Origin of the sequence: Streptomyces sp. NPDC007863 (assembly GCF_040633895.1) — a bacterium.
In the GTDB taxonomy this organism is placed as follows: domain Bacteria; phylum Actinomycetota; class Actinomycetes; order Streptomycetales; family Streptomycetaceae; genus Streptomyces.
This window is the reverse complement of record NZ_JBEYEI010000006.1, coordinates 23329-49921: the sequence shown is the minus strand read 5'-3', so window position 1 is coordinate 49921 and position 26593 is coordinate 23329. Positions and strand designations below refer to the sequence as shown.

Annotated in this window: 23 protein-coding genes and 2 tRNA genes; 16 read left to right on the top strand and 9 right to left on the bottom strand. The window is 71.5% G+C overall.

Annotation, left to right across the window (positions count from 1 at the left end):
- Positions 1-22: 22 nt before the first annotated feature.
- Positions 23-1435 (bottom strand): amino acid permease, encoded by a 1413-nt coding sequence (locus ABZ621_RS11350; protein ID WP_360603087.1) that lies wholly within the window; start codon positions 1433-1435, stop codon positions 23-25.
- A 285-nt stretch (positions 1436-1720) separates the two neighbouring features.
- Between ABZ621_RS11350 and ABZ621_RS11345 the strand changes: the two genes are divergently transcribed.
- Positions 1721-2314: a biotin transporter BioY gene (locus ABZ621_RS11345; RefSeq protein WP_360603085.1), complete on the top strand. Its 594-nt coding sequence runs from the start codon at positions 1721-1723 to the stop codon at positions 2312-2314.
- 77 nt (positions 2315-2391) lie between these two features.
- On the opposite strand, the gene ABZ621_RS11340 is transcribed toward ABZ621_RS11345, so the two are convergent.
- Positions 2392-3831 (bottom strand): amino acid permease, encoded by a 1440-nt coding sequence (locus ABZ621_RS11340; protein WP_360603083.1) that lies wholly within the window; start codon positions 3829-3831, stop codon positions 2392-2394.
- A 219-nt stretch (positions 3832-4050) separates the two neighbouring features.
- Here ABZ621_RS11340 and ABZ621_RS11335 point away from each other — a divergent pair, with 219 nt between their 5' ends.
- Both ABZ621_RS11335 and ABZ621_RS11330 read left to right on the top strand, forming a co-directional pair.
- A complete protein-coding gene (locus ABZ621_RS11335) occupies positions 4051-4539 on the top strand; it encodes a ribose-5-phosphate isomerase (RefSeq protein WP_360603081.1) in 489 nt (162 codons plus the stop codon).
- Positions 4540-4610: 71 nt separating this feature from the next.
- On the top strand, positions 4611-5435 hold the full coding sequence (locus ABZ621_RS11330; protein WP_360603079.1) for a DNA-formamidopyrimidine glycosylase family protein: 825 nt from the start codon (positions 4611-4613) through the stop codon (positions 5433-5435).
- On the opposite strand, the gene ABZ621_RS11325 is transcribed toward ABZ621_RS11330, so the two are convergent.
- Positions 5432-6661, bottom strand: a complete 1230-nt coding sequence (locus tag ABZ621_RS11325) for a GNAT family N-acetyltransferase (RefSeq protein ID WP_360603078.1) — start codon at positions 6659-6661, stop codon at positions 5432-5434. The two genes, ABZ621_RS11330 and ABZ621_RS11325, sit on opposite strands and share 4 nt — an antisense overlap.
- A gap of 106 nt (positions 6662-6767) precedes the next feature.
- Here ABZ621_RS11325 and ABZ621_RS11320 point away from each other — a divergent pair, with 106 nt between their 5' ends.
- Entirely contained in the window at positions 6768-7913 is a 1146-nt protein-coding gene (locus ABZ621_RS11320) for a PP2C family protein-serine/threonine phosphatase (protein WP_360603076.1), read from the top strand.
- A 138-nt stretch (positions 7914-8051) separates the two neighbouring features.
- Complete coding sequence (locus tag ABZ621_RS11315; RefSeq protein WP_360603074.1) at positions 8052-8246, top strand: hypothetical protein; 195 nt, start codon at positions 8052-8054, stop codon at positions 8244-8246.
- 58 nt (positions 8247-8304) lie between these two features.
- On the opposite strand, the gene ABZ621_RS11310 is transcribed toward ABZ621_RS11315, so the two are convergent.
- Positions 8305-8375, bottom strand: a tRNA-Gly gene (locus tag ABZ621_RS11310).
- 132 nt (positions 8376-8507) lie between these two features.
- On the opposite strand from ABZ621_RS11310, the gene ABZ621_RS11305 reads away from it, so the two are divergent.
- The 5 genes from ABZ621_RS11305 (at position 8508) to clpX (ending at position 13216) form a co-directional block, all read left to right on the top strand.
- Positions 8508-8584: transfer RNA gene (locus tag ABZ621_RS11305), tRNA-Pro, on the top strand.
- A 189-nt stretch (positions 8585-8773) separates the two neighbouring features.
- On the top strand, positions 8774-10159 hold the full coding sequence (gene tig, locus ABZ621_RS11300) for a trigger factor (RefSeq protein ID WP_360603072.1): 1386 nt from the start codon (positions 8774-8776) through the stop codon (positions 10157-10159).
- A 261-nt stretch (positions 10160-10420) separates the two neighbouring features.
- Positions 10421-11038: an ATP-dependent Clp protease proteolytic subunit gene (locus tag ABZ621_RS11295; protein ID WP_360603070.1), complete on the top strand. Its 618-nt coding sequence runs from the start codon at positions 10421-10423 to the stop codon at positions 11036-11038.
- A gap of 66 nt (positions 11039-11104) precedes the next feature.
- The gene (locus ABZ621_RS11290) at positions 11105-11767 is read left to right on the top strand and encodes an ATP-dependent Clp protease proteolytic subunit (RefSeq protein WP_031011927.1); all 663 of its coding nucleotides are present in this window, start codon (positions 11105-11107) and stop codon (positions 11765-11767) included.
- Between the two features lie 165 nt (positions 11768-11932).
- Positions 11933-13216, top strand: coding sequence for an ATP-dependent Clp protease ATP-binding subunit ClpX (gene clpX / locus ABZ621_RS11285; RefSeq protein WP_128980430.1), 1284 nt, complete (start codon positions 11933-11935; stop codon positions 13214-13216).
- A gap of 72 nt (positions 13217-13288) precedes the next feature.
- On the opposite strand, the gene ABZ621_RS11280 is transcribed toward clpX, so the two are convergent.
- Positions 13289-14206, bottom strand: a complete 918-nt coding sequence (locus tag ABZ621_RS11280) for a hypothetical protein (RefSeq protein WP_360603067.1) — start codon at positions 14204-14206, stop codon at positions 13289-13291.
- A 138-nt stretch (positions 14207-14344) separates the two neighbouring features.
- On the opposite strand from ABZ621_RS11280, the gene ABZ621_RS11275 reads away from it, so the two are divergent.
- A complete protein-coding gene (locus ABZ621_RS11275; RefSeq protein WP_360603065.1) occupies positions 14345-16966 on the top strand; it encodes a valine--tRNA ligase in 2622 nt (873 codons plus the stop codon).
- A gap of 63 nt (positions 16967-17029) precedes the next feature.
- On the opposite strand, the gene ABZ621_RS11270 is transcribed toward ABZ621_RS11275, so the two are convergent.
- From ABZ621_RS11270 to ABZ621_RS11255, 4 genes are all read right to left on the bottom strand, one after another.
- The gene (locus ABZ621_RS11270) at positions 17030-18376 is read right to left on the bottom strand and encodes a glycosyltransferase (protein ID WP_360603063.1); all 1347 of its coding nucleotides are present in this window, start codon (positions 18374-18376) and stop codon (positions 17030-17032) included.
- A gap of 40 nt (positions 18377-18416) precedes the next feature.
- Complete coding sequence (wecB, locus tag ABZ621_RS11265) at positions 18417-19562, bottom strand: UDP-N-acetylglucosamine 2-epimerase (non-hydrolyzing) (RefSeq protein ID WP_360603062.1); 1146 nt, start codon at positions 19560-19562, stop codon at positions 18417-18419.
- Positions 19563-19692: 130 nt separating this feature from the next.
- Complete coding sequence (locus ABZ621_RS11260; protein WP_360603060.1) at positions 19693-20376, bottom strand: response regulator transcription factor; 684 nt, start codon at positions 20374-20376, stop codon at positions 19693-19695.
- Positions 20373-21551, bottom strand: coding sequence for an ATP-binding protein (locus ABZ621_RS11255; RefSeq protein ID WP_360603058.1), 1179 nt, complete (start codon positions 21549-21551; stop codon positions 20373-20375). Before ABZ621_RS11255 ends, ABZ621_RS11260 begins: the two co-directional genes overlap by 4 nt.
- 100 nt (positions 21552-21651) lie before the next feature.
- Between ABZ621_RS11255 and ABZ621_RS11250 the strand changes: the two genes are divergently transcribed.
- The 5 genes from ABZ621_RS11250 to ABZ621_RS11230 all read left to right on the top strand — a co-directional run bounded on the left by ABZ621_RS11250 (position 21652) and on the right by ABZ621_RS11230 (position 26547).
- Positions 21652-22797: an ATP-binding protein gene (locus tag ABZ621_RS11250; RefSeq protein WP_360603056.1), complete on the top strand. Its 1146-nt coding sequence runs from the start codon at positions 21652-21654 to the stop codon at positions 22795-22797.
- 111 nt (positions 22798-22908) lie between these two features.
- The gene (locus tag ABZ621_RS11245) at positions 22909-24441 is read left to right on the top strand and encodes a folylpolyglutamate synthase/dihydrofolate synthase family protein (protein WP_360603053.1); all 1533 of its coding nucleotides are present in this window, start codon (positions 22909-22911) and stop codon (positions 24439-24441) included.
- A 6-nt stretch (positions 24442-24447) separates the two neighbouring features.
- Positions 24448-24816, top strand: coding sequence for a DUF4233 domain-containing protein (locus tag ABZ621_RS11240; RefSeq protein ID WP_360603051.1), 369 nt, complete (start codon positions 24448-24450; stop codon positions 24814-24816).
- Between the two features lie 64 nt (positions 24817-24880).
- Positions 24881-25294, top strand: coding sequence for a nucleoside-diphosphate kinase (gene ndk / locus ABZ621_RS11235; protein WP_360603049.1), 414 nt, complete (start codon positions 24881-24883; stop codon positions 25292-25294).
- A 233-nt stretch (positions 25295-25527) separates the two neighbouring features.
- On the top strand, positions 25528-26547 hold the full coding sequence (locus ABZ621_RS11230) for a rod shape-determining protein (RefSeq protein ID WP_019886273.1): 1020 nt from the start codon (positions 25528-25530) through the stop codon (positions 26545-26547).
- The last annotated feature ends 46 nt before the right edge of the window (positions 26548-26593 follow it).

The following is a 26593-nucleotide window of genomic DNA, read 5'->3' as shown; positions in this document are numbered from 1 at the left end:
GACCTTCACACAAGGTGAAGATTCAGTTCCGTTTCGTCGCGGACGTGCGGGCCTCCCGCGACGCCCGGATCTCCCTCAGCCACGCGACGAGCAGCACCAGGGCCGTCGCCCCCGCCGACCACAGCACCTGCGGCCGCGCCCCGTCGTCGGTCAGCATCAGGACGAGGACCGCGCCCATCGCCGCCAGCGCCGTCCACGTCAGCCACGGGAAGCCCCACATCCGCAGCGTCAGCGTCTCGGGCGCCTCCCGCTCGATCCTCGGCCGCAGCCGCAGCTGCGACACCGCGATCAGCGCCCACACGAAGAGCAGCACCGCGCCGACCGCGTTGAGCATGTAGAGGAAGACGGAATCCGGCCACTTCAGATTCAGCAGCACGGAGACGAAGCCGAAGGCCACCGAGGCGAGCACCGCGCGCCGCGGAACCCCTCCCGCCGACACCTTCAGCAGCCCCTTCGGCGCCTCGCCGCGCTCGGCCAGCGAGAAGACCATCCTGGAGGAGCCGTACAGATTGGCGTTGAGCGCCGAGAGCAGCGCCACGAAGACCACCACGTTCATGATCTGGCCCGCGCCCGGCACCCCGATCGCGTCGAGCACCGCCACGTACGGCGACTCGCCCGGCACCATCGACGTCCACGGCAGCAGGGTCACGATCACCAGCATCGAGCCCACGTAGAAGAGGAGGATCCGCCACACGGCGCTGCGCACCGCCCGCGCCACGTTCCGCGCCGGGTCCTCCGACTCGGCGGCGGCGATGGTGACGACCTCCAGGCCGCCGAAGGCGAAGACCACGGCGAGCACCCCGGAAATCACCCCGGACCAGCCGTTCGGCAGGAAACCGCCCTGCCCGGTCAGGTTCGCGAGCCCCACCGGATCCGTGTCGGGCAGCCAGCCGACGATCGCGAGCGCCCCGAGGCCCAGGAAGAGCACGATCGCGCCGACCTTCAGTGCGGCGAACCAGAACTCGAACTCGCCGAAGTTCTTCACCGCCGCCAGGTTGGCCAGCGTGAAGACGACCATGAAGAGCAGCACCCAGCCCCACTGCGGCACCCCCGGCACCCAGCCGTGCGCGATCCGCGCCGCGCCCGTCGCCTCCACGGCGAGGACGACCACCAGCAGGAACCAGTACAGCCAGCCCACCGAGAACCCGGCCCAGCGGCCGAGGGCACGCTCCGCGTGCACCGAGAACGCTCCGGACGCCGGCATCGCCGCCGACATCTCGCCCAGCATCCGCATCACCAGCATCGCGAGCGCGCCCGCGATCAGATAGGAGAGCACGATGCCGGGCCCGGCGACCGCGATGCCCGCGCCGGAGCCGACGAAGAGACCGGCGCCGATGACCCCGCCGAGCCCGAGCATCGTCAGATGACGCTGCTTCAGGCCGTGCGAGAGCGGCTCCGGTTCGGTGAGCGGGGTGGGCGGTGCGGCGTCGCGCATGGTGGGGACTCGCGCTCTGGGAGAAGGACGGTGTGCGGATGGAGCTTCGGTCGGGACTTTATGGAGACCCCACAGTCTCCCTGTTGACACGCTCCTGACGCAAAAGGGACCAGAAGTTGTCTTTCGCCAGTGACAAGCGTCACGTGGCGTGTGCTGCCCTCCCGGTCCTTTGTCGGAAACCGATGAAGCCCCGGCCCGTGGCTTTGTCGGCGGCTGACGGTGATCGGCCGTTCACTCCTGGCATAGCGTCGACGTGTCCTGACACCCTCACCCCGCGGAGTACCGATGAGCACCGCCGCCGCCCCCGTCCGCACCCTCCGTGCGGGCACCGTCCTGGCCGACCTCCTTCCGTCGAGCCGCGTCCGCGACGTCGCCCTCGTCGTCGGCGGCGCCGCCCTCACCGGCCTGGCCGCGCAGCTCACCCTGCCGGTCCCCGGCTCGCCGGTCCCGGTCTCCGGCCAGACCTTCGCCGCCCTGCTCGTCGGCACCGCCCTCGGCGCCCGCCGCGGCTTCCTCTCCCTCGCCGTCTACGCCGTCGTCGGCATGGCGGGCGTCCCGTGGTTCGCGGAGGCGAGCTCCGGCTACGCGATGCCGTCCTTCGGCTACGTCCTCGGCATGCTGCTCGCCGCCACCGTCGTGGGCGCCCTCGCCCGCCGCGGCGCCGACCGCTCGGTCCTGCGCACCGCCGGCACCATGGTCCTCGGCTCGGCGATCATCTACGCGGTCGGCGTGCCCTACCTGGCCCTCGCCACCGGCATGAGCCTCGGCCAGGCGGTCGCCGCCGGCCTGACGCCCTTCCTCATCGGCGACGCCCTCAAGGCCGCCCTCGCCATGGGCGCCCTTCCGGCCGCCTGGAAGCTGCTCGGCCGCAAGGGCTGACGCCCCAGGAGCCGCACGTACGCGAAGGGCCCGCCGCTCCTCCCCGGAGCGGCGGGCCCTTTCCCGTACGGGCGCGACTAGTCGCGGGCCACGGCGGTCTTCCTGACCCGCTCGCGGACCAGCGCGATCGCCAGCACCAGCGCGGCCACCAGCAGCGAGAGCACGACCTGCTCCCGGGCGCTGCCGCCGTCGTAGATCATGTAGCCGAGGACGAAGACGATCATGCCGATGGTCGCCCAGGTCAGGTACGGGAAGAGCCACATCCGCACGACCAGCTTCTCGGGCGACTCGCGCAGGATGATCCCGCGCATCCGCAGCTGGGTCACGCAGATGACCAGCCAGACGAAGAGCGCCACCGCGCCGGAGGAGTTCAGCAGGAAGGCGAAGACGGTGTCCGGCCACTGGTAGTTGAAGAAGACCGCGACGAAGCCGAAGACGACCGAGGAGAGGATCGCGGCCTTCGGCACGCCCCGCTTGTCGACCTTGGCGAAGCCCTTCGGCGCGTCCCCGCGCTGCCCGAGCGAGAAGGCCATCCGGGAGGCCGTGTAGAGGCCCGAGTTGAGGCAGGACAGCACGGCGGTCAGGACGATCACGTTCATGATCTGGCCGGCCGCGGGGATGCCGATGGAGTCGAGGGCGGCGACGTACGAGCCCTTCTCCACGATCGACGGGTCGTTCCACGGCAGCAGCGTCAGGACGATGAAGATCGAGCCCAGGTAGAAGACGCCGATCCGCCAGATCACGCTGTTGGTCGCCTTGGTCACGGCCCGCTGCGGGTCCTCCGACTCGCCGGCCGCGAGGGTCACGATCTCGCTGCCCATGAAGGAGAAGACCACCATCAGCACGCCGGTGAGGATCGCGCCCGCGCCCATCGGCATGAACCCGCCCGCGTCGGTGAGGTGCGCGAAGCCCGCGCCCGGGTTGTCCGAGCCCGGCAGCACGCCGAAGACGGCGAGCATGCCGATCACCACGAAGGCGCCGATGGCGACGACCTTGATGCCGGCGAACCAGAACTCGAACTCGCCGTACGAGGCCACCGACGCAAGGTTCGTCGCGGTGAGCACCACCATCACGATCAGCGCCCAGGCCCACTGCGGCACCGCCGGGATCCAGCTCTCCAGGATGACCGCGCCCGCGGTCGCCTCGACGGCCAGCACGACCACCCAGAAGAACCAGTACAGCCAGCCGATGGTGAATCCGGCCCAGCGGCCGAGCGCCTGGTCGGCGTAGGAGGAGAAGGAGCCGGAGGAGGGCCGCGCGGCGGCCATCTCGCCCAGCATGCGCATCACGAACACGACCATGGCGCCGACGAGCGCGTACGAGAGGAGGATCGCGGGGCCGGCGGCGGCGATGCCGGAGCCGGAGCCGACGAAGAGGCCGGCGCCGATGACGCCGCCGATCGCGATCATCGACAGATGGCGGTTCTTGAGCCCGGCCTTGAGGCCGTCGGACTGCGGGGTCTCACCGGGGTCGCCGGTGGTGCCGCCTTCCTTGGCGAGGGTCGGCTGCGTGTTCATGAACGCTTCCTTCGGGTGTGGGGGGTGGCTCGGGTCGCGAGCCTGAGACATGAAACCCGGCGACCGGCCGGTACGGAAGCTTTGACTCCGGATCGTGATTCAGGACATATTCGGGCCACAAGGTCCAGACCATCCGGGACGGAGGTCCGTGACCCGCCGGGACCAAGGTCCCGACCCCGCTGACCCCTGCCCCGTCCCGGCCGTGCCACACTCGAAGCCATGCGCGTCTACATCGGTTCCGACCACGCCGGCTACGAACTCAAGACCCACCTCGTGGAGTGGCTCACGGCCCACGGCCACGAGCCCGTCGACTGCGGCCCCCACATCTACGACGCCCTCGACGACTACCCGCCGTTCTGCCTGCGCGCCGCCGAGAAGACGGCCGCCGACGCGGACAGCCTGGGCATCGTCATCGGCGGCTCCGGCAACGGCGAGCAGATCGCCGCCAACAAGGTCAAGGGCGTCCGTGCCGCCCTCGCCTGGAGCGAGCAGACCGCCGCCCTCGGCCGCGAGCACAACAACGCCAACGTGGTCGCGGTCGGCGCCCGCATGCACACCGAGGAGGAGGCGACCAAGTTCGTCGAGATCTTCCTCGCCACCCCGTACTCCGGCGACGAGCGCCACACCCGCCGCATCGAGATGCTGAGCGCGTACGAGACCGAGGGCGTCATGCCCCCGATCCCGGCCCACCACCCGCAGCAGGGCTGAGCCCGCCCGCCCGTGCCGCCGGCCGAGCCCGGCGGCACGGCCGTGCCGTTCCGTCACCCAGGAGAACCGCCGTGCCCGAAGGGCATACGATCCACCGCCTCGCCCAGGACCACCGGGAGCGCTTCGGCGGCCGGCCCGTCCGCGCGAGCAGCCCGCAGGGCAAGTTCTCCGACTCCGCCGCCCTCCTCGACGGCTCCGTCCTGGAGACCACCGAGGCCCACGGCAAGCACCTCTTCCTCGGCTTCCCGCGCGACGAGTGGGTCCACATCCACCTCGGCCTCTTCGGCAAGGTGAACTTCGGCGACGCCCCCGCGCCCCCGCCCACCGACACGGTCCGCCTGCGGCTGTCGAACCCGGAGTCGTACGTCGACCTCCGCGGCCCCACCACCTGCGCGCTCGTCACCGACGCCGAGAAGCAGGCGATCCACGCCCGCCTGGGCCCGGACCCGCTGCGGGACGGGGACGACCCCGACACGGCGTGGCGCCGCGTCGCCAGGTCCCGCACCACGATCGCCGCCCTGCTCATGGACCAGAAGGTCATCGCGGGCGTCGGCAACGTCTACCGCGCCGAGGTCCTCTTCCGCCACGGCATCGACCCCTACCGCGCGGGCAGGGACCTGACGGCGGGGGAGTGGACCGCGATCTGGCACGACCTGGCCGCCCTCATGCGCGAAGGCGTCCGCCACAACCGCATCGACACCGTCCGCCCGGAACACACCCCCGAGGCGATGAACCGCCCCCCGAGGGTCGACGACCACGGCGGCGAGGTCTACGTCTACCGCCGGGCGAACCAGCCCTGCCACCTCTGCGGCACCGAGATCCGCACGGCCGACCTGGCGGCCAGGAACCTCTTCTGGTGCCCGACCTGCCAGCCTCAGGGGCACGCCCGCCCCTAGAACCCGTGCGGCAACCAGGGCGCGACGCCGGACCCGAACGCGAGCGACGCCTCCGCCAGGGAGCCGTCCCGCAGCTCGGTGACCCGCCCGGCAAGGGCGAGCGAGGCCAGCGACGTACCGCCCAGATACGCCGCCCCCAACTCCCGTACGGACAGCGCGAGATCAGCCGCGTCCGACGTCCGCGTACAGGTCGCCCCCTTCGCGTCCCCCGACAGCCGCCACCGCCCCGCGTTCCACGGACAGAACGCGTCCTCGACCTCGAACACCACGTCCACCGGCACCCGGTACGTCCGCGCCTCCAGCGCCGCCCCCACGTCCACGAGCCGCGCGAACAGCTGCTCCCGCACGGTCGGTTCGCAGCGCCGGACGTCGGAGACCAGGTGCAGCCACGCCGAGTCCACCGGCGCGCTGTTCACCCGCACCTTCGACGTCAGGTCGACCGAGCAGAGGTACCGCCACAGCGCCGCCTCCGCCACCGGGTCGAGCCCGTACAGCTCGTGCACCGTGACCGTGCCGTCCGCGCCGCCCCAGCCCCACTCCGCCTTGATCGCGTAGAGGGCGTACCCGACGACCTCCCCGTCCCGCTCCGCCAGCACGCACAGCCGCGGCGAGGCTCCCTCCCGCGACCCCGGCGGGTCGAGCAGCGGCAGCCGCTCCCAGCCGGGCCGGCGGGCCAGCATCCCGGGCCGGCGCGGCACCATCCGCGCGTACACCGACTCCACCACCGCCGAGGCCTCCGCGAGCGGCACCATCCGCAGCGTCACCGCGTCCGTCCCGGCCGGCACGGAGAGCCGCACCCGCGTGGTGTCGATGACGGCCCGCTGCGCCCAGCTCGCCGCCGCGTACCCGAACCGGCCGTAGATCGCCGCCTCCGAGGCGGTGAGCACGGCCAGCGGCTCGCCCAGCTCCCGCACGTCGTCGAGCTGCCGGCGCATCATCGAGGTCAGGATCCCGCGCCGCCGATGCGTTCCGGCCACGCTCACCATCGTCACGCCCGCCGCCGGCACCGAGGCCCCGCCGGGCACGGTCACCAAGAACGAGAACGCCCCCGCCGTCGCCACCGGCTCGCCGCCGTCCCGGACCGCCAGCGAACGCCCGCACTCGGTGAGGTCCCGCCACAGCGCCCGCGCCTCCGGCTCCTCCGGCACACCCCCGAAAGCGAGCTCCAGCGTCGCGAACCAGCGATCCCACTCCGAAGGGTCGAGCACCCGCATCTCAGTCGTCATATGCCATCGATATCAGCGGTCTCTGCCCGAGGCGACCCGTTTTCACGCACCTTGTCACGGGGGTACCCCTGCACGGGACCGGCCGGGGTGGATAGGGTCCAGGCCAATGGGTGACGGCACGGCGATCGACACGTACACGGCCCGGCTGCGCAGGCGCGCCCGCCGGGCCCGCGTCGCGCTGCGCCGGACCGGGGTCGACTACTTCCGCGGCGGCGCCTCCGACCGCCTCGCCCTGGCCGGGCTGCTCCTCACCATCCCCGCCATCGTCTGCGGCACCGTCCTCGACCCGGTCTGGTGCTCGCCCACCGCCCTCGTCCTGCCGATCGTGGCCGGCGGGCTGCTGCTGCGCCCCGCCAGCCTCCTCGGCCTGTACGCGGCGTCCGCCGGCGGCCTGATCGTCGAGTCCGCCATCCTCGGCCCGTACGGCGAGGGGCCCGCCCGCGTCACCCCGGGCACCGTCCTCGTGGTCGCCGCCTGCGGCCTCTTCGGACTGCTCATCGCCCAGTTCCGGGCCCGCGTCGGAGTGCCCTGGCGGCGCGGCGGCACGATGCTCTTCGACCTGCGCGAACGGCTCCGCGTGCAGAGCGCGCTGCCCCGGCTGCCGCGCGGCTGGCACCGCGAGATGGCGCTGCGCCCGGCCGGCGGCCAGTCCTTCTCCGGCGACTTCGTCGTCGCCGCCCGCACCCACGGCGGCCGCACCCTGGAGGTCGTCCTCACCGACGTCTCCGGCAAGGGCATGGACGCGGCCTCCCGCTCCCTGCTGCTCTCCGGCGCCTTCGGCGGCCTCCTCGGCTCGCTCCCGCCGCACGGCTTCCTGCCCGCCGCCAACGGCTACCTGCTCCGGCAGAACTGGGACGAGGGCTTCGCCACCTCCATCCACCTCGTCCTCGACCTGGACTCCGGCGACTACGAGCTCTTCTCCGCCGGCCACCTGCCCGCGCTCCAGCTCCACGCCGGCACCGGCCGCTGGGAGGAGAAGGACGGCGACGGACCCCTCCTCGGCGTCTACGACGGCGCGGAGTTCCACCCGGTCAAGGGAACCCTGCACCAGGGCGACGTCCTGATGCTCTTCACCGACGGCCTGGTCGAGGCCGCCGACCGCGACCTCGCCGAGGGCATCGACCGCCTCACCGGCGAGGCCGACCGCTGTGTTCCGGCCGGTTTCGAGGGCGTCGCCTGGCACCTCATCGAGGCGGTGGCCAAGGACGTCAACGACGACCGGGCCCTCCTCATCATCTCCCGCCCGGCCTGAACCTTCCGGTCCCGCCCGGCGTCCCACGATTCGTCACCCGCCGTTGGGGGCAACGGGGTTGGTGGCACGATAGAGGCGCGGGGGTGTCCGGATATGCACCCCGGGGCCAGGCGGGACCGACCTAGGGTGTGATCAGTTGTGGCGATATCGCTGTCCGTAGTGCTGTTGTTGGGAATCGTCCTCGTGGTGCTGATCCGCGGAGGCAGCCTCAAGGGAGGCCCCGCCGTGATCGCCGTCCTCTTCGGCTTCTTCCTCGCCTCCACGGGCATGGCCGACGACATCGAACGCTTCCTGAACTCCGTGACCCAGACGATCAGCGCCATCAAGTTCTGACGGAAACGGCCCCGGGCCCGGTTCCTCGACGAGGAACCGGGCCCGGGGCCGTACACAGAGCGGGCGACGGGAATCGAACCCGCGTAGCTAGTTTGGAAGACTAGGGCTCTACCATTGAGCTACGCCCGCACAGGACGTGCCGGAGACCGGAAAGGCCGCGGCACGGAAAGCATCGTAGCCGGTCCGGAGCCGTCCGTGCACGCCCCGGAAAACGGGGGACGCCGCAGCGTCCCCGTGCATGTACCCTACGTGTCGCACCGACGGGGTGTGGCGCAGCTTGGTAGCGCGTCCGCTTTGGGAGCGGAAGGCCGTGGGTTCAAATCCCGCCACCCCGACCAGCATGATCCGCGCCTCGCGCACCCGGGGTTCCGACCTCGCGGGTTCTTGATCACGTTGTGGGCCCCATCCCACGTGCGGTTACTATGCAAGCTGCGTGCCCGTGTGTCTTTCTGACCGGGCCCATCGGCCGGAACCGCATCGCGCGGCCCGTCCGGAATCCAGGAATCAGCCACCAAGGAGACCGAACCGTGAAGAGCGCCGTGGAGACCCTGAACCCGACCCGGGTTCGGCTCACTGTCGAGGTGCCCTTCGAGGAGCTCAAGGACAGCCTCGACGCGGCGTACAAGAAGATCAACCAGCAGGTCACGGTCAAGGGCTTCCGCAAGGGCAAGATCCCCGCGCGCGTCATCGACCAGCGCTTCGGCCGTGGCGCCGTGCTGGAGGAGGCCGTCAACGACGCGCTTCCGAAGTTCTACAACGAGGCCGTGACCGAGGCCGAGGTCAACCCGCTGGGTCAGCCCGAGGTCGACATCACGGAGCTGAAGGACGGCGAGCTGCTCTCCTTCACCGCCGAGGTCGACGTCCGCCCGGCCATCGAGATCCCGGACTACTCCGGCATCGAGGTCGAGGTCGACGCCATCGAGGTCACCGACGAGGACGTCGAGAAGTCCGTGGAGCAGCTCCGCGAGCGCTTCGCCTCGACGAACCCGGTCGAGCGCGCGGCCGTCGAGGGTGACGTCGTCACCGTCGACCTGACCGCCAAGGTCGACGGCGAGGTGCTGCCCGACGGCATCGCCGACGGTGTCTCGTACACCATCGGCTCCGGCGAGCTGCTCGACGGCATCGACGCCGCCGTCACCGGCCTGGAGGCCGGCGGCGAGGCCACCTTCACCTCCGAGCTGAAGGGCGGCTCGGCCGCGGGCAAGGAGGCCGAGGTCACCGTCAAGGTCACCGCCGTCGCCGCCCGTGAGCTCCCCGAGCTCGACGACGAGTTCGCGCAGATGGCCTCGGAGTTCGACACCCTCGACGAGCTCAAGGCCGACAGCCGCAAGCGCCTCGAGAACATGAAGCAGTTCGACCAGGCCACCCAGGCCCAGGAGCGCGTCCTGGAGAAGTTCCTGGAGCTGGCGGAGATCCCCGTCCCCGAGAAGCTGCTCGAGGACGAGGTCAACACCCGCAAGCACAACCTGGAGCACCACCAGCTCGGCCAGATGGGCCTGAGCCTGGAGAAGTACCTGGAGCTCCAGGGCAAGACGGTCGAGGAGTTCGAGGCCGAGACCAAGGAGCAGGCGGTCAAGGGCATCAAGACCCAGTTCCTCCTCGACGAGCTGGTCTCCAAGGAGGAGCTGAACGTCGAGCAGGAGGAGCTCACCGAGCACCTCTTCCGCCGTGCCGCCTCCTCCGGCATGTCCCCCGACCAGTTCGCCCAGGCCGTCGTCCAGGGCGGCCAGATTCCGATGCTGGTCGGCGAGGTCGCCCGCGGCAAGGCCCTCGCGGTCGTCGTCGAGGCCGCCAAGGTCGTCGACACCAACGGTGAGGTCGTCGACCTCTCCGACGACGAGGACGAGGTCGAGGCCGCCGCCGAGACGGTCGAGGCCGTCACCGGCGAGGCCGAGGTCGCCGAGGAGAAGTAGGCCCCACCAGGCCGACGCCGAGGCCCCGCCTCGCGCGCTCCGTATCGCGCCACGGGCCCGGACGCACTGCTGTGCGGCCGGGCCCGTGGACGTACGCGGGCCCTTTATGCGCCGCCAACTACCTTGCGCTCCCAGCGAACAGTTCGGGAACCGGGATGGCGTTGTCCTACCTGCGCGTTAGGGTCCATGGATACGGGGGCACTGCCCTCTGAACGAGACGCTGAGACGGCCCGGGGCCGTCGGAGACGAGCAGGTGGATACGTGACGAATCTGAAGCCTTACGCCGCGGGTGAGCCGTCCATCGGTGGCGGCCTCGGCGACCATGTCTACAACCGGCTGCTCGGCGAGCGCATCATCTTCCTCGGCCAGCAGGTCGACGACGAGATCGCCAACAAGATCACCGCCCAGATGCTCCTCCTGGCCGCCGACCCGGAGAAGGACATCTTCCTGTACATCAACAGCCCCGGTGGCTCGGTGACGGCCGGCATGGCCGTCTACGACACCATGCAGTACATCCCCAACGACGTCGTGACCATCGGTATGGGCATGGCGGCCTCGATGGGCCAGTTCCTGCTCACCGGCGGCACCCCCGGCAAGCGCTTCGCGCTGCCGAACACCGACATCCTGATGCACCAGGGCTCCGCCGGCATCGGCGGCACCGCCTCCGACATCAAGATCCAGGCCGAGTACCTCCTTCGCACGAAGAAGCGCATGGCCGAGATCACCGCGCACCACTCCGGCCAGACCGTCGAGGCGATCATCCGCGACGGCGACCGTGACCGCTGGTTCACCGCGGAGGAGGCCAAGGAGTACGGCCTCATCGACGACATCATCACGCACGCCGCGGGTGTTCCGGGCGGCGGCGGCACGGGCGCCTGAGCGTCCCAGGCCCGCCGAAGAGACCCAGCCCCCCCGCCGAACGCCACCAGGACGGTGAACACCCACATGCAGAACAACCTCTCCCCGAGCGGCCTGTACACCGGCGCGCCGATGGACAACCGCTACGTCGTGCCCCGCTTCGTCGAGCGCACCTCGCAGGGCGTGCGCGAGTACGACCCGTACGCGAAGCTCTTCGAGGAGCGCGTGATCTTCCTCGGCGTGCAGATCGACGACGCCTCGGCCAACGACGTCATGGCGCAGCTGCTGTGCCTGGAGTCGATGGACCCGGACCGCGACATCTCCATCTACATCAACAGCCCCGGCGGCTCCTTCACGGCGCTCACGGCCATCTACGACACGATGCAGTTCGTGAAGCCGGACATCCAGACGGTCTGCATGGGCCAGGCGGCCTCCGCCGCGGCCGTGCTGCTCGCCGCCGGCACCCCCGGCAAGCGGATGGCCCTGCCGAACGCCCGTGTGCTGATCCACCAGCCCTCCGGCGGCACCGGCCGCGAGCAGCTCTCCGACCTGGAGATCGCGGCCAAGGAGATCCTGCGCATGCGTGACCAGCTGGAGACCATGCTGGCCAAGCACTCCACGACGCCGATCGAGAAGATCCGCGACGACATCGAGCGCGACAAGATCCTGACGGCCGAGGACGCCCTCGCGTACGGCCTGATCGACCAGATCGTCTCGACCCGCAAGAGCACGGCCGCCGCGGCGCACTGACGCCCGACCTTCCCTCGGCACGGTCCACGCGGCTCGTGTGGCCGAATCACGACCATGTGAACCGTGCCAAGGGGGGCCCGAACGGGGGGCCCGGCAAGGTACCGTCGAATATGAGGCACCAGGAGTCGCTGAACCAAGCGCTCCCAGGCGAAGGGGAAGCACCTCGTGGCACGCATCGGTGATGGCGGCGATCTGCTCAAGTGCTCGTTCTGCGGAAAGAGCCAGAAGCAGGTGAAGAAGCTCATCGCGGGACCCGGTGTGTACATCTGCGACGAGTGCATCGACCTCTGCAACGAGATCATCGAGGAGGAACTCGCGGAGACGAGCGAGGTGCGCTGGGAAGAACTTCCCAAGCCCCGCGAGATCTACGAGTTCCTCGAGGGCTACGTCGTCGGCCAGGAGCCGGCGAAGAAGGCCCTCTCGGTCGCTGTGTACAACCACTACAAGCGCGTCCAGGCCGGCGAGAACGGCGGCGCGCAGGGCCGTGACGACGCCATCGAACTGGCCAAGTCCAACATCCTGCTGCTGGGCCCCACGGGCTCCGGCAAGACGCTCCTGGCCCAGACGCTGGCCCGGATGCTCAACGTCCCGTTCGCCATCGCCGACGCGACGGCGCTGACGGAGGCCGGCTACGTCGGCGAGGACGTCGAGAACATCCTGCTCAAGCTGATCCAGGCCGCGGACTACGACGTCAAGAAGGCCGAGACCGGCATCATCTACATCGACGAGATCGACAAGGTCGCCCGTAAGAGCGAAAACCCGTCGATCACGCGAGACGTCTCCGGCGAGGGCGTGCAGCAGGCCCTCCTGAAGATCCTGGAGGGCACCACGGCCTCCGTCCCGCCGCAGGGCGGCCGGAAGCACCCGCACCAGGAGTTCATCCAGATCGACACGACGAACGTGCTCTTCATCGTGGGCGGCGCCTTCGCCGGCCTGGAGAAGATCATCGAGTCGCGGGCGGGCGCCAAGGGCATCGGCTTCGGGGCGACCATCCGCTCCAAGCGCGAGATCGAGGCGAGCGACCAGTTCCAGGAGGTCATGCCGGAGGACCTGGTGAAGTTCGGGATGATCCCCGAGTTCATCGGCCGTCTCCCCGTCATCACCTCGGTCCACAACCTGGACCGCGAGGCCCTCCTGAAGATCCTCGTCGAGCCGCGCAACGCGCTGGTGAAGCAGTACCAGCGCCTCTTCGAACTCGACGGCGTGGAGCTGGACTTCGACCGCCCGGCCCTGGAGGCCATCGCCGACCAGGCCATCCTCCGCGGCACCGGCGCGCGCGGCCTGCGCGCCATCATGGAGGAGGTCCTCCAGTCGGTGATGTACGAGGTCCCGTCCCGCAAGGACGTCGCCCGCGTCGTCATCACCGCCGACGTCGTCCGCGACAACGTCAACCCCACCCTGGTCCCCAGGATCGTCAAGAACGACGGCCGCCACGAGAAGTCGGCGTAACCGCACGTCACACGCCGAAGGGGCGCCCCACCGGAATCCGGCGGGGCGCCCCTTCGGCGTGTGCCGCGCGCGTCAGATCTTGACGCGGACTTCCTTGCGGAACTTGGCCGTGATGGCCGCCGACTCCTCGAGGGAGGCGTTCTTGCCGGAGAGGAGCCCGGCCATGTCCATCGGGACCACGAAGCCCACGGTGCTGTGGTCGGCCCAGACGCAGAAGTTCATGGAGAAGGCCGGGGTGCCCTCGGAGGCGTCGGCCTTGCCCTTCGCGGACTGGCACTTGAGGACGGAGCCCTCGGCCTCGGCCGGGGTGAACGCCTGCGGACTGCCGACGAGCTCACCGCCGTCCTTGTCCTTCCCCGCCTCGGTCTTGATGCTGGCGAACAGGGAGTCGACGACCTTCTCGGGGTCCTCGATCTCGCCGTACAGGCCGCTGAAGGAGATCATCTTGCCCGCGAGCGGGTTCGACTCGTCCCCGGCCTTGTAACTGGCGTCCACGCTCTTCGCGTTCTTGACGCCGTTCTTCTCGGCCTCCTTCAGGGCGTCCTTGCCGTCGGACTCGGACCCCTTGGCGTCCTTCTTGTACTCGGTCAGCACCGTCTCCGGCGTCACCAGCTTGTGCGGGCCGTCGTTCGCGACGTCCGCGCCGCCACCGCCGCCGATCACGAAGTACGCGCCGACCGCGATCGCCGCGACGACGGCGACCGCGCCGATGATGATCGGGGTCTTGGACTTCTTGGGGGCCGGCGGGTGGGGCACGTAGCCGCCGGGGCCCTGGGGAGCGCCGTACTGGGGCTGCTGGCCGTACGGGTTCGGCTGCTGCTGGGGGTAGCCGTACGGCTGCTGCTGCGGCGGCACGCCCTGGGGGGCCTGCTGGGGGTAGCCGTAACCGGGCTGACCCTGCGGCTGGCCGTACGGGCCGGGCTGCTGGCCGTAGGGCCCGGGCTGCTGGGGCTGCTGGCCCCCGTACGGACCCGGCTGGTTGTAGCTCATCGACTGCTTCCCCTCACAGGACGTTTATGCGTAGCGAACATCCTGGCGGAAAGCTTTCGGCGATGGGGCGGCGGGGGGCACACCGTTACCGAACCATCGCGTTTCGGGACTCGACCCTCACCCCCCTAAACTGGGCCCGTGACCGAGAACACTCAGCAGCAGACAGCGCCCACCACCGAACTGCCGACCCAGTACACGCCGGCCGAGGTAGAGGGGCCGCTGTACGAGCGCTGGGTAGAGCGCGGGTACTTCGAGGCGGACGCGAAGAGCGACAAGCCGCCGTACACCATTGTCATCCCGCCGCCGAACGTCACCGGCGCCCTGCACCTGGGCCACGCCTTCCAGGTGACGCTGATGGACGCCCTGACCCGCCGCAAGCGCATGCAGGGCTTCGAGACGCTCTGGCTGCCGGGCATGGACCACGCCGGCATCGCGACCCAGAACAAGGTCGAGCAGCAGCTCGCCGAGGAGGGCAAGTCCCGCCACGACCTGGGCCGCGAGGCGTTCGTCGAGCGCGTCTGGCAGTGGAAGGAGGAGTACGGCGGCCGGATCCTCGGCCAGCTGCGCCGCCTCGGTGCCGGCCTCGACTGGTCGCGCGAGCGCTTCACCATGGACGAGGGCCTGTCCAAGGCCGTCCAGAAGATCTTCAAGGACCTCTACGAGGACGGTCTGATCTACCGCGCCGAGCGCATCATCAACTGGTGCCCGCGCTGTCTGACCGCCCTCTCCGACATCGAGGTCGAGTACCAGGAGGACGCCGGCGAGCTGGTCTCCATCCGGTACGGCGAGGGCGAGGACAGCCTGGTCGTCGCCACCACCCGCGCCGAGACGATGCTCGGTGACACCGCCGTCGCCGTCCACCCGGAGGACGAGCGGTACAAGCACCTGGTCGGCAAGCGGATCAAGCTGCCGCTGACCGACCGCACGATCCCGGTCGTCGCCGACGAGCACGTCGACCCGGAGTTCGGCACCGGCGCCGTCAAGGTGACCCCGGCGCACGACCCGAACGACTTCGCCATCGGCCAGCGCCACGACCTGCCGACCCTGACGGTCATGGACGAGCACGGCGTCATCACCGTCCACGGCCCCTTCCTCGGCCTGGACCGCTTCGAGGCCCGCTCGGCGATCGTCGGCGCCCTCAAGGAGCAGGGCCGGATCGTCTCCGAGAAGCGCCCGTACATGCACTCCGTCGGCCACTGCTCGCGCTGCAAGACGACCGTCGAGCCGCGCCTGTCGATGCAGTGGTGGGTCAAGGTCGGCCCGCTGGCGCAGGCCGCCGGCGACGCCGTCCGCGACGGCTCCGTCGACATCCACCCGAAGGAGCTGTCCAAGCGCTACTTCGACTGGGTCGACAACATGCACGACTGGTGCATCTCGCGCCAGCTGTGGTGGGGCCACCGCATCCCGATCTGGTACGGCCCCGAGGGCCAGGTCGTCTGTGTCGGACCCGACGACGAGGCCCCGACGGGCGAGGGCTGGACGCAGGACCCGGACGTCCTCGACACCTGGTTCTCCTCCGGCCTGTGGCCGTTCTCCACGCTCGGCTGGCCGGAGAAGACCCCGGACCTGGCGAAGTTCTACTCGACCGACGTCCTGCTCACCGGCCACGACATCATCTTCTTCTGGGTCGCCCGGATGATGATGTTCGGCCTGTACTCGATGGACGGTCAGGTCCCGTTCAAGACGGTCGCGCTCACCGGTCTCGTCCGCGACGAGTTCGGCAAGAAGATGTCGAAGTCGAACCCGAACGCGGTCGACCCGATCACCTGGATGGACGCGTACGGCTCCGACGCCGTCCGCTTCACCCTGGCCAACGGCGCCACTCCGGGCGCCGACGTCCCGATCGGCGAGGACTGGGTCAAGGCTTCCCGGAACTTCGCCAACAAGATCTGGAACGCGACCCGCTTCGCGCTGATGAACGGCGCCACGATCGAGGGTCCGCTGCCGGACGCCTCCGAGCTGTCGGCGACCGACCGCTGGATCCTGTCCCGCCTCAACGAGACGGTCGCGCAGGTCGACGCGTACTACGACGACTTCCAGTTCGCGAAGCTGAGCGAGTCGCTCTACCACTTCGCGTGGGACGAGGTCTTCGCCTGGTACGTCGAGCTGTCGAAGACGACCTTCTTCGCGGGCGGCGAGGGCGCCAAGGTCTCCGGCCGCGTCCTCGGCGAGGTCCTGGACGTCATGCTGCGTCTGCTGCACCCGATCGTCCCCTTCGTCACCGACACCCTGTGGACCACCCTCACCGGCGGCGAGTCCCTCGTCGTCGCGGAGTGGCCGAAGGACAGTGGCTTCCGCGACGAGGCGGCCGAGCAGGAGATCGAGCTGGTCCAGCGGCTCGTCACCGAGGTCCGCCGCTTCCGCAAGGAGCAGGGCCTCCAGGACGCCCAGAAGGTCCCGGCCCGTCTGGACCTGAGCGGTACGGCGCTGGCCGCGCACGAGGCGGCCATCCGCCAGATCCTGCGCCTCCAGCCGGAGGGCGACGCCTTCGAGGCCACCGCCTCCCTGCCGGTGGCCGGCTGCACGGTCTCCCTCGACCTGTCGGGCACCATCGACGTCGCCGCCGAGCGCAAGCGGCTCGCGAAGGACCTGGCCGCCGCCGAGAAGGAGAAGGCTCAGGCCGTGGCGAAGCTCGGCAACGAGGCCTTCCTCGCCAAGGCGCCCGACAACGTCGTGGACAAGATCAAGGGCCGCCTCGCCAAGGCGGACGAGGACATCGCCCGCATCCAGGCGCAGCTGGAGAAGCTGCCGCAGGCGTAGCGCGTACGTGGAAGGGCCCGGAACCGTCACGGTTCCGGGCCCTTCCGTGTACCGGGGGGAGCGTCAGGACTCCGTCGCCACCGGGCCGACGCCCGCCGTCTCCGCGTTGCGGCGGGTCTTGGCCCAGCCGGTGCGGCCGCGCAGGAGGCGGACGAAGCCGCGGGCCGAGACGAGGAACAGGTGGTAGGCGTAGAGCCAGAGGGCGAGGCCCCAGAGGAGGCCCTTGAGGCGGGAGCGGTCGGGGGCGAACTCGCGGCGGTAGACCGGGCCCCACAGGACGAAGGGGACGATCGAGAGGAGTGCGAGGCCGAGGGCGAGGGGCCAGGCGGCGAGGACGACCTCGGCCGCGCTGCCGCCGGCGACGAGCGCGACCAGCATGACGGCGGTCAGCAGCAGCGTCGCCAGGTGCGCGAGCGGCTGGAAGAAGGTGTAGAGGGACTCCAGGACGCCGCGGGCCCGGTAGTGCCGGGAGGAGACGATCCGGCCGGTGTAGCGGACGCAGGAGATGTTGCCCTGTGCCCAGCGGGTGCGCTGGGTGAGGAAGCGGCGGGTGTACGGCAGCGCCTCCTGGCTCACCCAGGTGTCGTGGACGTGGGTGACCCGGTAGCCGGCGAGCCGCATGTGCAGGCCGAGTTCGTAGTCCTCCAGGAGCGCGTCCCGCTGCCAGGGGCGGCGTTCGGCGGCGGCGATCCGGTCGAGCGCGGTGAGGCGGGTGAACTGGCCGTTGCCGCCGAGGCCGACCGAGCCGGTGCGCACCCGCAGCAGCTGCATCGCGGTGTTGGAGACGGCGAACTCCGCGTCCTGCATGCGGATCAGGAGGCGCGCGTAGGCGTTGGCGAGCCGGCCCCGGTCGGCCAGCGGGCGCTCGTCGTCGACGTTCCGCATCCGGACGCCGATCTGCACCCCGCCCACGTCGGGGTCGCCGAAGGCGCGGGGGCCGCTGACGAGGGCGAGCGCGTCGGGGGAGACCTGCCCGTCGGCGTCGACGACGCAGACGATCACCCGGGTGCGGTCGGTGCCGGCGGGCAGGTGCCCGTTCAGCGCGTCGTAGGCGGCGTTGAGCGCCGCGCCCTTGCCGACGCGGGCGTCGGGGCGGTGGCGGGAGACCAGGTGGACGCGCGGGTCGCGGGCGCGCATCGAGGTGACGATCGGGGCGGTCAGGTCGACGCTGGCGTCGTCGATGACCCACACGTGCCCGGCGGGGAAGTCGGCGCGCAGCCGGGCGACGGTGGTGGCGATCACCGCCTCCTCGTCGCGGCAGGGCACGAAGAAGTGCCAGTCGTACGCGCCGGGTTCGCCGGGCGCGGTGGGCTCGCGGCGGGCGTACGCGTGCCGGGCCCCCGCCCAGTACACGAGGAAGCCGCCGAGGAGGAGGAAGGGGAAGACGTAGAGGAGGAGTGGGAGGCTCATGGGGACGAACTCCGGTCGGGTGGCAGGAAGTCGGGCGGGGTCAGGCCGCGGCCATCGCGTGGTCCGGGGCCGGGTGCGCGCGCCGCCGCGCGAGGTGCGCGGTGAGTTCGGCGATCCGGCGCGAGGCGGTGCCGTCGCCGTACGGGCTGGGCAGCGCGGCGAGCCGGCGCAGGCCGAGCGGGCCCTCGTCGAGGCGGCGGCGGACGGCGGCGCCGATCGGCGGGCCGGGGGCGACGAGTTCGGCGAAGTCGGCCATGGCCTCGGGGCGTTCGGTGGAGCGGCGGACGACGACCAGCGGGCGGCCGAGGACGGTGGTCTCCTCCTGGACGCCGCCGGAGTCGGAGACGAGGACGGCAGCGTGCCGGGCGAGCGCCAGGAAGGTGCCGTAGCCGGCGGGCGGGAGGACGGTGACGCCGTCGAGGAGTCCGGCCAGTCCGGCCGCGTCGATCCGGGCCCGGGTGCGGGGGTGCAGCGGGAGGACGACCGGGAGCCGGTCCGCGAGGGCGGCGAGTTCGGTGAGGACGGCGCGCAGGGCCGCGTGGTCGTCGGTGTTCTCGGGGCGGTGCACGGTGGCCAGGACGTAGCCGTCGGCGGGCAGCCCGTGCGCGGCGAGCAGCCGGGCCCGCTCCCCGGCGGACGGCAGGTGGTCGCGTACGGCTTCGACGACCGGGTTGCCGGTGACGGCGATCCGGTCCTCGGGGAGGCCCTCGGCGAGCAGCAGCGCGCGGTTGTCGGGGGTGGCGGCGCACAGCAGGTCGGCGAGGCGGTCGATGAGGACCCGGTTGTGCTCCTCGGGCATGGCCCGGTCGTGGCTGCGCAGTCCGGCCTCGACGTGGACGAGCGGCAGGTCGCGGGCGTTGGCGGCGAGCGCGCCGGCGAGGGCGGCGTTGGTGTCGCCCTGGACGATCACCGCGAGCGGCGGTTCGGCCGCGAAGAGCTCGTCGAGGGCGCCGAGCGCGGCGGAGACCTGGACGGCCCGGGGGCGGCCGCCGACGCCGGTGAGGTACTCCGGCTCGGGCAGGCCCAGCTCGGCCAGGAAGCCGCCCGACAGCTCTTCGTCGTAGTGCTGTCCGGTGTGGACGACCCGGGCGGCGGGGCCGAGGATCCGGATGAGCTCGGCGAGCTTGACCAGCTCGGGGCGGGTACCGAGGACGAGGGCGACGCTGCGGGCGGGAAGGGTGTGCATGGCCTCGACGGTGGCCGGGGCCGGTGGCGGGAGGCGGTGGCGGATGGTTGCCGGATGGTTGCTCCGGCCGTTTCGGGTGGTTTCGTGACGGTGGGCCCGGGACCTTGGTCCCGGCCCCGGGTGTTCTCCGTCACCCGGAGTCGTAGCGGTAGCCGAGGCCGCGGACGGACTCGATCGGGTCGCGGGAGTGCGGCCCGCCCGCGTACCGCAGCTTCCGGCGCAGCCGCAGCACCCCGAACTTCACCCGGTCGCGGCCGACGGCGGAGGCGTCGTCCCACACCTGGTCGAGCAGCTGCTCGGTGGTGACGACCCGGCCGCGGTTGCGGACCAGGAGCTGCAGGAGGCGGTACTCGATGTCGCTGAGCCGGATCTCGCCGCCCAGCCAGAGCGCGGAGCGGCGCTCGGGCACCAGGCGCAGGTCCTCCTCGACGGTCTCGCCGGCCCAGGTGCCCGGCCCGGTGCGCCGGAGCAGGGCCTCGACGCGGGCGAGCAGCTCGGCCTGGGCGAACGGTTTCACCAGGTAGTCGTCGGCGCCGGAGCGCAGCCCCCTGACCCGGTCGTCGAGCTCGCCGAGGCCGGAGAGGACGAGGACCGGCAGATCGCTCATGTCCCGGGTGCGGTCGAGCACCTCCCAGCCGTCGAGGCCGGGCAGGACCAGGTCGAGCACCATCAGCGCGGGCCGCTCGGCGAAGAGCAGCCGCAGCGCCTCGCGGCCGTCGGCGGCGAGGGAGACGTCGTGGCCGCCGCGGGTGAGCAGCACGCGCAGCGCGAGGGCGAGGTCGGTGTCGTCCTCGACGACGAGCAGCCGGGTCACGGGCCCGGGTCCCGGCCGTCCGCCGTGCCGGGCAGCGGGAGGCGGAGGGTGAAGACGGCGCCGGGGCCGTCGGGGCGGTCGTGGACGGTGAGGGTGCCGCCGTGCAGCCGGGCCGCCTCCCGGGCGCCCGCCAGGCCGAGGCCGGTGCCGGGGTAGCCGCCGCGCCGGGCGTTGGGGGCGCGGACGTACGGGGTGAAGACCTCCTCCTGGTACTCCAGCGGGACGCCGATCCCGGTGTCCCTCACCTGGACGGTCCAGTGGCCGTCCGCCGGTCGCGCGGCCAGCTCCACCCGGCCGTCGGCGGGGGTGAACCGCAGCGCGTTGGCGACCAGCTCCTCCAGGGCGCCGGTGAGCAGCCAGCCGTCGGCGAGCAGCGGGGGACCGCCGGCCGGGGCGTCGACGGTGAGGTACGGCCCGGCTCCGCCGGTCCGCTGGAGCGCCTCCAGGGCCACCCGCTCGACCAGCTCGGGGACGAGGACCCGGCCGCGCCGGGGCTCGGCGCGGCGCGGGTCGGGCGGGTCCTCGCCGGCGGCCCGGGGCAGGGCGGCGGCGATCGAGGTCATCCGGCGGGCGTTGCGCAGGATGGCCTTCAGGTAGGAGGTCCGCTCCGGGTCGAGCGGGCCGCTCGCCGGGTCCAGGAGGAGCTCGGCGAAGCTGACGACGGTGGCGAGCGGGGTGCGCAGCTCGTGCAGGGCGCGGCCGGCGAAGGCGGTCCGCTCGTCGGTGAGCTCCGCGAGCCGGCGGACCCGCCGGTCGAGGTCGTCGCGGGCCTCGTGCTGCCGGGTGACGTCCTCGATCAGCAGCAGGTGCGCGGTGGGCGGCCGGCCGGGGGCGCCGACGGGGGAGCGGCGGCGGCGCAGGATCCGCCCGTCCGCCAGGTGGTGGTCGGCGATCCGGGTGACGGGCCCGTGGGGGAGGGCGTCGGCGAGGAAGCGCTCGCGCTCCGCCGGACCCGCGAGCAGCGCGGCCACGTGGTCGAGGAGCCGTTCGCGGCCCCCGGGGCCGGTCGGGTCGAGGTCGTCCGGCACCTGGAGCAGGGTCCGGAAGCGCCGGTTGACCCGGAGGATCCGCCGGTCGGCCGCGACGAGCGCGGCGGCCTGCGGCAGCGCGTCGAGCAGCTCGGCGGCCGGTGGTTCCATGGCCGCCGGGTCCGTGGCGGCAGGGGTGTCGGGCACGCTCCGAGTCAAACAGGAATGCGGACGAAGTGCCCGATCTCACAGCAGACGGGACTTCAGGTCCACGGCGTCGGGACCAAGGACCCTGGATGATGGAGGCATGTTCCACCTTCCCGCCGTCCCCGCGCTGCGCCGCCACGTGGACCGGTGGGGCGGCTCGCCGAGGGCCCTCGACGCCGTCACCGCGCTGAGCGCCTTCGCGCTGATGCTCCTGGACGTGCCGGGTCTCGCCCGGGCGGACAACTCCCTCACCGGCGTCACCGCCACCCTGGTCCTCGCCGCCGGCGCCGCGACCCTGCTGCTGCGCAGGCGGGCGCCCTGGGTGCCGTACCTCGTGGCGCTCGGCCTGATGGGCTGGCTCCACGAGGTGACCATGATCCAGTTCGCGCTGTACTCGCTCGGCCGCTTCCGGGGCCGGCGGGTCGCGGTCGGCGCGACCCTGCTGTACATCGCGGTGGCGTACGCGTACTTCCAGGCCGCGCCCGGCTGGTCCGGCCTGCACCACGGCGAGACGCTCAGCGACTTCCTCAGCCTCGTCGTCCCGATCGGCGTGCTCGCGGCGGGCGTCGGCATCGCCGCCCACCGCCACGACCTGGTCCGCGCCCTGGAGGTCCAGCGGCGCCGGGCCGCCGCCCGGCAGGCCGTCCAGGAGGAGCGGATCCAGGTCGGCCGGGACGTCCACGACCTGGTCGGCCGCGAGCTGACCGTCCTCGCGGTGCGGGCCGAGGTGCTCGCCGTACGGGCCCGGGGCGACGCCCACCAGAAGGACTTCGAGGAGCTCGCCGACACCGCCCGGCGCGCCCACCTCATGCTGAACGAGACGCTCGTGCGGCGCGCCGACCGGGAGGGCGCCACGCCGGGCCTGGAGGGGCTCGCGGACCTCGCCGCGGAGAGCGAGCGGATGGGCAGCCCGGTGGAGCTGGACGTGGCCGAGGAGGTGAAGGCGCTCTCGCCGCTGCGGCAGACCGCGGTGTACCGGGTGGTCCAGGAGTGCCTGACGAACGCGGCCAAGCACGCCCCGGGCCTGCCGGTCCGGGTCGCGATCGGCGTCGCGGGACCGGACCTGTGGATCGAGGTCCGCAACCCCCTCCCCGGGACCCCGCCCGACCGTGCCCCGGTCTCCACCGGCACGGGCCTGGTCTCGATGGACGAGCGGGTCGCCAGCATGGGCGGCACCCTCACGGCCGGCGAGAAGGACGCCGGCTACGAGGTCCGCGCCACCCTCCCCTCGGGCCTGCCGGTCTGAGGCGGTCCGGCCCGGCGCCGTCCGGCCGCGGCGGGCGGTCCGCGGCGGTCCGGAGGTCTCGACAGGGGTGGGTCCACGGTCCTGTCGGTGCGGCTCCGTAGACTTGACCCCGTGAGTGACCCCAGCGACCCGCGAGACTTTGCCGACGAGCCCGCCGACGACATCGACGACGACTTCGACGACCTCGTCGGCGAAGCCACCGACCGAGACCCCGACCTGGCGGTGATCGAGGCCGGCAGCCGCACCCTGCGCGCCGTGGCCGGTCCGCCGCAGGGCGACCCCGTGCCGACCCGCCCCGAGGACCCGGAGCTGGACAAGGCGCTGCGCGAGGTCGAGACCGAGCTCTCGACCCGCTGGGGCGAGACCAAGCTGGACCCCTCGGTGCAGCGGATCGCGGCGCTGATGGACGTGCTCGGCGAGCCGCAGCGCGCGTACCCCTCGATCCACATCACGGGCACCAACGGCAAGACCTCCACCGCCCGCATGATCGAGTCCCTGCTCGGCGCCTTCGAGCTGCGCACCGGCCGCTACACCTCGCCGCACGTGCAGACGATCACCGAGCGGATCAGCCTGGACGGCGCCCCGATCTCCGCCGAGCGGTTCATCGAGACGTACCAGGACGTCAAGCCGTACGTGGAGCTGGTCGACGCCCGGGAGGAGTACCGCCTCTCCTTCTTCGAGGTCCTCACCGCCATGGCGTACGCGGCCTTCGCCGACGCCCCGGTCGACGCGGCCGTCGTCGAGGTCGGCATGGGCGGCACCTGGGACGCGACCAACGTGATCGACGGCTCCGTCGCCGTCGTCACCCCGATCGACCTGGACCACACCGACCGGCTCGGCGGGACCACCGGCGAGATCGCCGGCGAGAAGTCCGGGATCATCAAGCAGGGCGCGACCGTCATCCTGGCCCAGCAGCCGGTGGACGCCGCCCAGGTGCTCCTGAAGAAGGCCGTCGACGTCGACGCGACCGTGGCCCGCGAGGGCATGGAGTTCGGCGTGGTCTCCCGCGAGGTGGCGGTCGGCGGCCAGCTGCTGACCCTGCGTGGTCTCGGCGGCGAGTACGACGGCATCTTCCTGCCCCTGCACGGCGCCCACCAGGCGCACAACGCGGCCGTGGCGCTCGCCGCCGTCGAGGCCTTCTTCGGCATCGGCGCCGAGCACGCCCGCACCCTCGACGTCGAGACCGTCCGGCGCGCCTTCGCCCAGACGGCCTCGCCGGGCCGCCTCGAAGTCGTCCGCTCCTCCCCGACGGTCATCCTCGACGCCGCACACAACCCGCACGGCGCCCGCGCCAGCGCCGAGGCCGTCTCCGAGGCCTTCGGCTTCTCCCGGCTCATCGGCGTCGTCTCCACCAGCGGCGAGAAGGACGCCCGCGGGCTCCTGGAGGCCTTCGAGCCGATCTTCGCCGAGGTCGTCGTCACCCAGAACTCCACCTCCCGCGCCACCGACGTCGACGCGCTCGCCGCGGTCGCCGTCGAGGTCTTCGGCGAGGACCGGGTCGTCGTCGAGCCGCGGCTGCCCGACGCCCTGGAGACGGCGATCACGCTCGCCGAGGAAGAGGCCGAGTACGGCGGCGCCGGCGTGCTGGTGACCGGTTCGATCTTCACGGTCGGCGACGCCCGGCTGCTGCTCAAGAGGGGCTGACCCGGAATGCGCACGCTCTGCTCCTCCACCCTCATCGGCGAGTTCTTCGTCATCGGCTTCGCCGGTCTCGTCGCCATGAAGGACGACTCCCTCGCCACCTCCACCGTCTGGTGGGTGTGCGGCGTCGCGATGGTCCTCTCGGTGCTGCTCTGCGGGATGATCACCCGTCCCGGTGGCGTCCAGCTCGGCTGGGCGCTCCAGGTCGGGCTGATCCTCAGCGGCTTCTTCGTCCCGGTCATGTACTTCCTCGGGGCCGTCTTCGCCGTGCTGTGGTGGTGTTCGGTGCACTACGGGCGCAAGGTGGACGAGATCAAGGCCCGCTGGGCCGCCTCGAACGCCACGGCCCAGGGCTCCGCAGGGCCTGACGCTGCGTGACGGAGGGCGGTGCGGGCCCTGTAGATTCGTAGGCCCGCACATCCCTCCCGAAGGAGTTCCCCCCGTGAGCCAGCGCACGCTCGTCCTGCTCAAGCCCGACGCGGTCCGCCGCGGCCTCGTCGGCGAGATCATCGGCCGCATCGAGCGCAAGGCCGGCTGGACCCTCGCGGCCCTGGAACTGCGCGAGCTGGACCAGGAGACGCTGGAGCAGCACTACGGCGAGCACAAGGGCAAGCCCTTCTACGAGCCGCTGATGGGCTTCATGTCCTCCGGTCCGGTCGTCGCGCTCGTCGTCGAGGGCGAGCGGGTCATCGAGGGCGTCCGCCAGCTGGCCGGCCCGACCGACCCGATCGCCGCCGCGCCGGGCTCCATCCGCGGCGACTACGGCACCATCGTCCGCGAGAACCTCATCCACGCCTCGGACTCCGAGGAGTCCGCCGCGCGCGAGCTGAAGATCTTCTTCCCCGGCCTCGTCTGACACCCGGGCCCGCCCGTCGGCTGACCCTCCGTCAGCCGAACGGAGCCGTTTGTGGGGCGACCGAAGGAATTCGGTCGCCCCCAGGCATATGAACGCCAATCCCGGGAACGGATCGCCGCGTCCTACCGTCACCTAGTACAGAGGTGGGCCAGCGCGCGCCATCCGCGTGAGCGGCACTACGATGAAAACTCTTCGCCGCACCACCCTCAGCCATGGGAAACAAGGGGAACTTCATGTCGTTCATCGGCCGTGACATGGCTGTCGACCTCGGGACCGCCAACACGCTGGTGTACGTCAGGGGTCGAGGCATCGTCCTCAACGAGCCGTCCGTCGTCGCGATCAACACCAACACCGGCGGAATCCTCGCGGTGGGTGCCGAGGCGAAGAAGATGATCGGCAGGACCCCCGGCAACATCGTCGCCGTCCGCCCTCTGAAGGACGGCGTCATCGCCGACTTCGAGATCACCGAGCGGATGCTCCGCTACTTCATCCTCAAGATCCACAAGCGGCGCTACCTCGCCCGCCCCCGGGTCGTGGTCTGCGTGCCCTCCGGCATCACCGGCGTCGAGCGCCGCGCCGTCATCGAGGCCTCCACCCAGGCCGGCGCCCGTCAGGTGCACATCATCGAGGAGCCCATGGCCGCCGCCATCGGCTCCGGCCTCCCCGTCCACGAGGCCACCGGCAACATGGTCGTCGACATCGGCGGCGGCACCACCGAGGTCGCGGTCATCTCCCTCGGAGGAATCGTCACGGCACAGTCCATCCGGGTCGCCGGCGACGAGCTGGACAACGCGATCATCCAGCACATCAAGAAGGAGTACTCGCTCCTCCTCGGCGAGCGCACCGCCGAACAGATCAAGATCACCATCGGTTCGGCCTACGACCTGGAGCAGGACGAGCACACCGAGATCCGCGGCCGCGACCTCGTCTCGGGCCTTCCCAAGACCGTCGTCATCTCGGCCGCCGAGGTCCGCAAGGCCATCGAGGAGCCGGTCAACGCGATCGTCGACGCGGTGAAGACCACCCTCGACAAGTGCCCGCCGGAGCTCTCCGGTGACGTCATGGACCGCGGCATCGTTCTCACCGGTGGGGGTGCCCTGCTGCGCGGCCTCGACGAGCGGCTCCGTCGTGAGACGGGCATGCCGATCCACATCGCCGAGGACCCGCTGGACTCGGTGGCCCTCGGATCCGGCAAGTGCGTCGAGGAGTTCGAGGCCCTCCAGCAGGTCCTGGACGCCCAGCCGCGCCGCTGAACCACCGGCCGGGCGCACGCCCGTACGGTACGGACATCTGCACAAC